Genomic DNA, 8,123 nt, shown 5'->3' with positions numbered 1-8,123 from the left:
CCAAAGCTGTCACGCAGGCAGAAGGCCGTGAACCGGGCCCACGCGAAGATCCGCGCCCGCGGAGAACGAGCGATCTCCACCCTCAAGACCTGGAAGGTCCTGGTCAAGCTGCGCTGCTGTCCACGCCGAGCCACCGCGATCGCGCAAGCCATCCTCGTCCTGCACCACGTCGAAGCGAACCGCTACGCAGGATGAAAATGGCTCAATGACACTGGACGGGATATGCACGTCGAAGAGGCCCGAAGGACCAGCCTGATGGTGGTGGTGGTTGCCCCTGAACACGCGCACGATCAGCGGGAGCCGACGGATTAGTCCTTAAACCGACGGTGATCCGTGGCTTCCGTCGCAGATCCGACGATATTCGGCACTTCGCCGGGCATCGGTGCAGCAGACCCGATCGCGGGCCACTACGTGCGCCATCGGCCGATCGTGACCGAGGCCATGCAGGACGCCACCGCCATCACCTACACACTCGCGGGGCTGCACGCGACCGGCTACCGGGTCGACATGGAATTCTGGGGCGGCGAGGCCGAGTCCTGCTGTCCGCCGAATCCGCCTCAACCGGGCACGTAGCAGAGGGGAGATCCGATGCGCAGCGACTGGACCGCTCTGCCGGAGAGTGTCACGGCAGGGATCGCCGAACGGGTCGGCGGAACCTTCGACGTCACCTCGGCTTCCAGTGGCAACCACGCCGAGATCGCCTCGACGGTGACCGGACCCGCCGGGCGGATCTTCGTCAAGGCAGCCTCCGGCGAGCTGAGCGTTCGGTCGCTGCGCTACGAACTCGCGGCCACCCGAGCCATCGACCGGCACCCGCCCGCGGTCTTGTGGCAGTTCGAATCCGATGGCTGGCTGGTGGTGGGGACCGAACATCTTGCCGGCCCCCACCCCGACCTGTCACCCGGCAGTAGAGACCTCGATCTGCTCCTCGCCGCGCTGAAAGCACTTCAAGAGACGCCTGCGCCTGGCGAGATGTGGTTCACCCCGGCAGCCCGGCTCGGGTTCGCGCACCCGGCGATGGATGGCGAGACGCTTATCCATTCCGACCTCAACCCGGCCAACTTGATCGTGACGCCACGCGGCCTACGGATCGTCGATTGGGCGTGGGCAACCAAGGCCGCGGCATGGGTCGAACTCGCGCTGCTCATCCCATGGCTGATCGGCAGCGGCCACCGCGCGAAACAGGCAGAACAGTGGCTGGCCGAGCTTCCCGCATGGACGGCGACTGACCGTCAGGTCCTGGACCACTTCGCGTCAAAGAACGCAACAAAGTGGGCCGTCAAGTCCCGGCAGAGCGCCGAGCTCTGGGTACACGACCTCGCCTTATGGGCCACCCATCGGACCTACGGCCGCCGGTCACCCCATGAGCCATAACCGGGGCCACCCTCTCGCCGCGCGGCACCGGCAGCGGTCGGCCCAGCTCCTCAACTAGCCGGCAGGCCCGCTCGGCACCGCACGTCAGGTCACTCAACCGGACGGGTCCATGGCGGCCCGAACCCAGAAGCAGCCGCGCTGCTCCCAATCTGCTCCCAGTGTAAGCAGCACTTACGGCGAAGCCCGTTACCGACTGATCCGGCAACGGGTTTCTGACCTGCGAAAACTGAGAGTGGGCGATGCTGGTATCGAACCAGCGACCTCTTCGGTGTGAACGAAGCGCTCTCCCACTGAGCTAATCGCCCTCAGCGCCACTGACTCTACCCGATCGTGGAACCGGACCGGAAATCCGGGGTCAGTGCGTCGCCAGGTACTGCATCGCCTCGGCGACCACGTCGATGCCGAGGCTGTACTTGAGGGACAGCCAGACCACCGTGGCCACGAAGACCAGGCCGACGGAGCCGAGCACGATTCGCACCAGCAGCGACTGCCTTGTCACCCAGCGTGTCCAGCCGTGGACGTGGCGGCGGGTGAAGCCGAGCAGCCGTCGAGCCCAGTGGTATTCGACGGCCCAGATGCCCAGGCCGGCGATCACCAGCAGCCAGCCCGGCCCGGGGAGCGGGATGAGGGCAATGCCGATGGTCACCACCAGCGCCCCGGCGATCGCGATGAAGATCTTGAGTGCGATCCGCCCGGTGGGGTTGGCGCGGATGAGGTCGAGGGTCAGCGAGATCCGTTCGCGCCAGCGAGGCCGGCGCGGAGGATCCTGCACGGCGATTCCGCCACCACCAACGGCGGCGTCGCCACCGGTGGCAGCGTCGTCACCACGACCAGCACCGGCGCCACCACCGGACCGACCGGCGTCGGACGCCGGCCGACCGGCCCGTTCGGGCTGCTCCATCGGCACTCCGTACCCCCGCTTTTCGGCTGCTCGGACCGCGACTTTCGGCGGGCCGGGTGCCGCCGCCGGATCCACTGAGGATTGCTTGGTCACCATTTCACCCCCCAGTGTCGCTCGGGCCCGTCACTGCAACGGCCGACTGGACGTTACCGGAGTAAGTCGACGACTGAGCCACCCGATACCGGGCGGGATCACGCACTGGGCAGAACCGGAAATCCTACATGAATGCTCACATTCACGCGGCCTTTCCGTCCCCCTTCCCACCACTGGGTGAAGTCAGCGTATGGCGGAGCGTAGCCAGAGGTAGCACCTGAGTATGGGAAAAGCGGGACACGCGCGTTCCGCAGCGGTGCCGGGGGGAGAACGTCCATGAGTGTCATCCGACCGACGACCGTAGAGGTCGAGACGTCGCTAAGGCTCGTCGCACCTGACGCCACCGCCTTGCCGGTGCGTGCCAGTCTGCGTTACGACCCTGCTGACCCGTATGCGGTCCATGTCCTGTTCCATGCCGAATCGGCAGGGGGCGAGGCGGTGAGCTGGTCGTTCGCTCGCGAACTTCTGGTCACCGGCCTGGACGAGCCGGCCGGCATCGGGGACGTTCGGGTCTGGCCCTGGGCCACACCGCGCGGCGACTTCGTCGCGCTGGCCCTCTCGTCACCGGACGGCAACGCCCTCTTCGAGGTGCCGCGCAGCGTCCTGGTGCGTTTCCTTCGACGGACCTACGTCGTCGTCCCGCGCGGCCGTGAGGCCGAGCACCTGGACGTCGACACGGCGGTGAACCGGCTGCTCGCCGGTCGCTGACCGCCCGAACGGGCAACACCGGCCACACCGGGGCCGCGCGGATCTGCCGAGTCCGCGCGGCCCCGGCACGCGGGCAGCCCGCCCCGGGTCGGCCGGTGCTCAGCCGTGCGTGGTGATGCCGCCGTCGACGGGGATGACCGCTCCGGTCAGGTACGAACCGGCGCGCGACGAGAGGTAGATGGCCGTGCCGGCCATGTCCTCGGGGCGCCCGATGCGGCCGAGCGGCACCTGCTGCTCGATGGCGGCCCGGCTCGCCGGGTCGTCGAGCGCGAACGCCATCATCTTGCTCTCGAACGGGCCGGGCGCGATCGCGTTGACGGTGATCTGCTCCCCGGCGAGCTGGTGAGCGAGACTGCGGGTGAGCATGTGCACGGCGGCCTTGGTGGCCGAGTAGGCGTACACCTCCATCATCGGCACCCGGATGCCGTCGATCGACCCGATGTTGATCACGCGGGCCGGGTCGTCGGCGCTGGCGGCGGCGCGCAGCGCCGGCAGCAGCGCGGTGGTGAGGCGGAAGACGGCCTTGACGTTGACCGCCCAGAGCTTGTCGAACGCGGCCTCGGGGTAGTCCTCCAGAGGTGCGCCCCAGGTCGCTCCGGCGTTGTTGACCAGCACGTCGAGGCGGCCGAAGCGCTCGCGAACGGCGGCGGCCAACGTCTCGGCGCCGGCGTCGTCGCCGAGGTCGGCGGGGATGGCCTCGCAGCGACCCTCGGTGGACAGGGTGGTGGCGACCGCCTCGCAGACGTCAGCCTTGCGGGACGAGATGATCACGTGTGCGCCCGCTCGGACGAAACCCTGGGCGATCATCAGCCCGATCCCCCGCGAGCCGCCGGTGACCAGGACCGTCTTACCTTCGACCGAGAACAGCTGCGTCATGCCCATCCCATCGCGAGTCGGCGGGTGCCGCCGGCTGGTCGGGTGACCGGCGGATACCGGGTGGACCGCGGACCGACGGCGCTACCGCCGGGTAACGTAGCCCGGCCGCCGGGACCGGGACAAGCCCGCAGCTTGCCGCGGATTCCGCTGCGAACGTCGATCGGGATGCGGTGACCTGCGGTTCGGGCTACCGTCGCAGGCGATGGTCTCCACCGATCCCTCCCCCGCGCCATCGATCGGAACGGCGTCTCCGGTCACCGACGAGATAGCCACGTTCGCGCTGGCCGATCTTGCCGGTGCCCCGGGCTGGCGTCGGCCGGTGATCGTCGAGCGGGAGCTTCTGATTCTCACCACGCGTGGGCACGGCGACGCGGAACTCGACTTCCACCTGCTGCCGTGCCGGCCCGGCACGCTGCTGCGGGTCCGCCCCGGCCAGGTGCTGCGCTGCGCCGGCCCCCAGTTCGACGCCACAGTGGTCGCCTGGGACGCCGAGGCGCTGCGCGGCCTCGACGTCGACCTGACCACGACCGCGACCTGGCGGCAGTTGGCAGGAGAGGACGAGGACGCGGTGATCAGCGAGGTGAGCCAGTTGGCGGTGGACTGCCGGCGGCACCCCGACAGCCCCACCGCCCGCGCGCTGCTCCGGCATCAACTGGCCGTGCTGCTGCTGCGGCTGGCCGTGGCCCGCGACGACCGGCCGCCCTCCCGACCCGAGGACGAGACGTTCCGGAGGTTCCGCCGCGAGGTGGAGAACGGCTACCCGCAGACCCGGCGGGTGGAGGATTACGCGGCCGGGCTCGGCTGCTCGGTGCGGACCCTGACCCGGGCCTGCCTGGCCGTCACCGGTCGCAGCGCCAAGCAGGTCATCGACGAGCGGGTCGCGTTGCAGGCCGGCCGGTTACTGGCCGCGACGGATCAGCCGATCGCCCAGATCGGACGGCGGCTCGGCTTCTCCGAACCCACGAACTTCGGCCGCTTCTTCACCCGCGAGGTCGGGGTCAGCCCCGGCGCGTTCCGGGCCGCCCGGGATCAACCGGCGGCCGGCCGGGTGGTCCGGCCTCGACCGCCGGCCGAGTCGACGGGCGTCAACAGCGGCTGGTTCCGCCCCGGCACCCTCGGCGAACCCGCCAACGGGGGGCACGCCACGAGACCCGGGCCGCCCGCCGGAGGGCTGGGCGGCACCGGCCGGGCATGATGGCAGGGTGCAGATATCCGCGCGCGGCGACTACGCGGTACGGGCGGCGTTGAGCCTCGCCACCGCGTACCCCTCGCTGTTGTCCACCCAGGCCATCGCCGCGGAGCAGGACATGCCCCGCAAGTTCCTGGAGGCGGTCCTGGCGGATCTGCGCCGGGCCGGCATCGTCCGCGCCCAACGCGGCGCCGAGGGCGGCTACACCCTCGCCCGCCCACCCCGCGAGGTGACCGTCGGTGCGGTGCTGCGCGCCGTCGAGGGCCCATTGGCCGGGGTACGCGGGCTGCGCCCCGAGGAGACCCGGTACGAGGGCTCGGCGGAGAACCTGCCCGGCCTGTGGGTGGCGGTCCGCGCCGCCGTGCGGCGGGTCGTCGACGAGGTGAGCCTCGCCGAGATCGTCAGCGGTCGACTGCCCGCGCACGTCCGCAAGCTCACCGCGCTACCCGATGCGTGGGAGCCCCGCTGAGCGTCGGCCGGCTCACAGCGTCCACACCACCTCCTCGGTGCTGAGCCGGGGCAGCCGCCGCTCCCAGGCGTCCGGGCCCGGGTGGCCCAGGTTGAGCAGCAGCAGCGCCTCGTGCCGGCCGTCGGGAAAGAACTCGCGGGTCACCCCTGCCGCGTCGAACCCGGCCATCGGGCCGGCGGCCAGCCCGGCGGCGCGTACGCCCACCAGCAGGTAGCCGATCTGGAGGGTCGCGCTGAACCGGGCCTGCTCGGCGCGAGCGGGACGGTCACTGAGCCAGTCGCGGGCCTGCGGCCGGTGCGGGTACAGCTCGGGCAGCCGCTCGTGGAAATCGACGTCGGCGGCGAGCACCGCCACCAGCGGCGCCGTGGCCGTCTTCGGCCGGTTGCTCGACGACACGTACGGCAGCAGCCGGGCCCGGGACTCCGGCGAGCGCAGCAGCAGCACCCGCAGCGGCTGACCGTTGTACGCGGTCGGCCCGTACCGGATCAGGTCGTGGATCGCCGCGACCTGGGCGTCGGTGACCGGCTCGTCGGTGAACGTGTTGGCCGTGCGGGCCGCCCGGAACAGCAGGTCCTGGGCGGCCCGGTCCAGCGCGAGCAGGTCCTGCTCGGCGGGTGCGGTCATGCCGGAGCAGCCGTGGTGTAGCCGCCCCGGTGGTGGACCAGTGGCGGGCCGTCACCGCCGTCGCCGAGCGCCAGCGGCTCGGCGATCACCAGTGTGTGGTCGCCGGCCGGGACCCGGTGCACCACCCGGCAGAGCAGCCGGGCCAGCACCCCGTCGAGCAGCGGCACCCCGAACGGCCCGGACGTCCAGTCCGGGTACGCGGCGAACCGGTCGATGCCGCTGGTCGCGAAGACAGTGGCGGCCTCCCGCTGCCCGGCGCCCAGCAGGTGCACGGCGACGTGCTCGGCGCGGGCGAGCACCGGCCAACTCGACGACGCCACCCCGAGGCAGAACGAGACCAGCGGCGGGTCCAACGACACCGAGGTGAACGAGGTGGCGGTGAAGCCCGCCCGGATGGGCGCGCCGATCCCACCCAGGCAGGCGGGGTCGGTGCCGCGGGCGACCGCGGTGACCACCGTGACGCTGCTGGCCTGCCGCCGCAGCAGAGCTCGGAACAGGTCCCGGTTCACCGGTCGCAGCTCGGCGATGTCCGCCGAGGGGCGCTCCACGGTGGTCACGCCGACACCAGGGTCGACGCGGCGTACGCGCTGGCCGGTCGGGGCAGGCCGTAGTGCTCGCGCAGCGTCCGACCGGTGTACTCGGTGCGGAACAGCCCACGGGAGCGCAGCACCGGCACCACGTGGTCGACGAAGTCGGCGAGCCCGCCGGGCAGGTGCGGCGGCATGATGTTGAACCCGTCGGCGGCCCCCTGGGTGAACCACAGCTCGATCTGGTCGGCGATCTGCTCCGGCGTACCGGCGACGACCCGGTGACCCCGGCCGCCGCCGAGTCGGCCGATCAGCTGCCGGATGGTGAGCTGTTCCCGGCGGGCCAGCTCGGTGACGAGCTGGTAGCGGCTCTGGTGGGCCTGCACGGTGCCGGCGGTCGGCAGCTCCGGCAGCGGACCGTCCAGCGGCAGACCGGTCAGGTCGGTGCCGAGCATCCCGGAGAGCTGGGCGAGGGCGTAGTCGGGGACGATCAGCTCCTCCAGCTCAGCGGCGAGCGCCAGCGCCTCGGCCTCCGTGCCGCCGAGCACCGGCGCGATGCCGGGCAGGACCTTCACCAGGTCCGGGTCCCGACCGGCGGCGGTGACCTGTCGGCGCAGCTCGGCGTAGAAGCTCTGCCCGTCGGCGAGGGTCTGCTGCGCGGTGAAGACCGCCTCGGCGTAGCGGGCGGCGAAGGCGATGCCGTCCGGCGACGAGCCGGCCTGCACCAGCAGCGGTCGGCCCTGCGGCCCCCGGGGGATGTTCAGCGGGCCGCGGACCTGGAACTCCGGCCCGCGGTGCGCCACCTCGTGCACCCGGTCGGTGTCGGCGAACACCCCGGCGCCGGTGTCGAAGACCAGCGCGTCGTCCTCCCAGCTGTCCCAGAGCTTGATCGCCACGTCGACGAACTCGGCGGCCCGCCGGTAACGGTCGGCGTGTTCGGGGTGGCTGTCCCGGTTGAAGTTGACCGCCTCCCGCTCCTGGGCGGAGGTGACGATGTTCCAGCCGGCGCGACCGCCGCTGAGGTGGTCCAGCGAGGCGAACTTGCGGGCCACGTGGAACGGCTCGTTGTAGGTGGTGGAGACCGTCGCGATGAGACCGATGTGTTCGGTCACCGCGGCGAGCGACGCGAGCAGGGTCAGCGGTTCGAAGACGGCCTGGATGTTGTGCCGGGGGTTCGGCCCGACCGAGAGACCGTCGGCGAGGAAGAGCGAGTCGAGGGTGCCGCGTTCGGCGATCCGGGCCAACTCCTGGAAGTGGCGTACGTCGGTGACCCGACGCGGGTCGGTGCGGGGGTGCCGCCAGGCGGCCTCGTGGTGGCCGACGCCCATCAGGAACGCGTTGAGGTGCAGGGTGCGGGTCATT

General features: G+C 71.2%; 11 protein-coding genes and 1 tRNA gene. 6 read left to right on the top strand and 6 right to left on the bottom strand.

From position 1 onward, the window contains the following. The 3 genes from ACIBEF_RS15305 to ACIBEF_RS15295 all read left to right on the top strand — a co-directional run. A partial coding sequence (locus ACIBEF_RS15305) for a transposase family protein (RefSeq protein ID WP_396793933.1) occupies positions 1-195 on the top strand: 195 nt, incomplete at its 5' end. 138 nt (positions 196-333) lie between these two features. Then, positions 334-573 carry a hypothetical protein gene (locus ACIBEF_RS15300; RefSeq protein ID WP_396793932.1) on the top strand — a complete coding sequence of 80 codons (240 nt, stop codon included), beginning with the start codon at positions 334-336 and terminating at the stop codon, positions 571-573. Positions 574-588: 15 nt separating this feature from the next. Beyond that, positions 589-1,374, top strand: a complete 786-nt coding sequence (locus ACIBEF_RS15295) for a phosphotransferase (RefSeq protein ID WP_396793931.1) — start codon at positions 589-591, stop codon at positions 1,372-1,374. Between the two features lie 233 nt (positions 1,375-1,607). Here ACIBEF_RS15295 and ACIBEF_RS15290 read toward each other — a convergent pair. Continuing rightward, a tRNA-Val gene (locus tag ACIBEF_RS15290) sits at positions 1,608-1,679 on the bottom strand. A 50-nt stretch (positions 1,680-1,729) separates the two neighbouring features. Further along, positions 1,730-2,371: a PGPGW domain-containing protein gene (locus ACIBEF_RS15285; RefSeq protein ID WP_396793930.1), complete on the bottom strand. Its 642-nt coding sequence runs from the start codon at positions 2,369-2,371 to the stop codon at positions 1,730-1,732. 273 nt (positions 2,372-2,644) lie between these two features. Between ACIBEF_RS15285 and ACIBEF_RS15280 the strand changes: the two genes are divergently transcribed. Beyond that, the gene (locus ACIBEF_RS15280) at positions 2,645-3,076 is read left to right on the top strand and encodes an SsgA family sporulation/cell division regulator (protein WP_007457244.1); all 432 of its coding nucleotides are present in this window, start codon (positions 2,645-2,647) and stop codon (positions 3,074-3,076) included. A gap of 99 nt (positions 3,077-3,175) precedes the next feature. Here the strand turns inward: ACIBEF_RS15280 and ACIBEF_RS15275 are convergent, their stop codons facing one another. Continuing rightward, entirely contained in the window at positions 3,176-3,952 is a 777-nt protein-coding gene (locus tag ACIBEF_RS15275) for a glucose 1-dehydrogenase (RefSeq protein ID WP_396793929.1), read from the bottom strand. Positions 3,953-4,154: 202 nt separating this feature from the next. Between ACIBEF_RS15275 and ACIBEF_RS15270 the strand changes: the two genes are divergently transcribed. Both ACIBEF_RS15270 and ACIBEF_RS15265 read left to right on the top strand, forming a co-directional pair. Beyond that, on the top strand, positions 4,155-5,147 hold the full coding sequence (locus ACIBEF_RS15270) for a helix-turn-helix domain-containing protein (protein WP_396793927.1): 993 nt from the start codon (positions 4,155-4,157) through the stop codon (positions 5,145-5,147). 7 nt (positions 5,148-5,154) lie between these two features. Next, positions 5,155-5,610, top strand: a complete 456-nt coding sequence (locus tag ACIBEF_RS15265; protein WP_030333674.1) for an Rrf2 family transcriptional regulator — start codon at positions 5,155-5,157, stop codon at positions 5,608-5,610. Positions 5,611-5,622: 12 nt separating this feature from the next. Here the strand turns inward: ACIBEF_RS15265 and ACIBEF_RS15260 are convergent, their stop codons facing one another. Genes ACIBEF_RS15260 through ACIBEF_RS15250 form a run of 3 tightly spaced genes read right to left on the bottom strand, consistent with a single transcriptional unit; the run spans position 5,623 to position 8,122 of the window. Next, on the bottom strand, positions 5,623-6,234 hold the full coding sequence (locus ACIBEF_RS15260; protein ID WP_396793926.1) for a malonic semialdehyde reductase: 612 nt from the start codon (positions 6,232-6,234) through the stop codon (positions 5,623-5,625). Continuing rightward, positions 6,231-6,791, bottom strand: a complete 561-nt coding sequence (locus ACIBEF_RS15255) for a flavin reductase family protein (protein ID WP_396793925.1) — start codon at positions 6,789-6,791, stop codon at positions 6,231-6,233. The genes ACIBEF_RS15260 and ACIBEF_RS15255 overlap by 4 nt, the downstream gene beginning before the upstream one ends. Beyond that, the gene (locus tag ACIBEF_RS15250) at positions 6,788-8,122 is read right to left on the bottom strand and encodes an LLM class flavin-dependent oxidoreductase (RefSeq protein ID WP_396793924.1); all 1,335 of its coding nucleotides are present in this window, start codon (positions 8,120-8,122) and stop codon (positions 6,788-6,790) included. Before ACIBEF_RS15250 ends, ACIBEF_RS15255 begins: the two co-directional genes overlap by 4 nt. Position 8,123: the final 1 nt, after the last annotated feature.

The organism is Micromonospora sp. NPDC050795, assembly GCF_044456785.1.
Lineage (GTDB): Bacteria > Actinomycetota > Actinomycetes > Mycobacteriales > Micromonosporaceae > Micromonospora.
The sequence above is the reverse complement of the archived record's forward strand: the minus strand, read 5'-3'. Positions and strand labels throughout refer to the sequence as shown.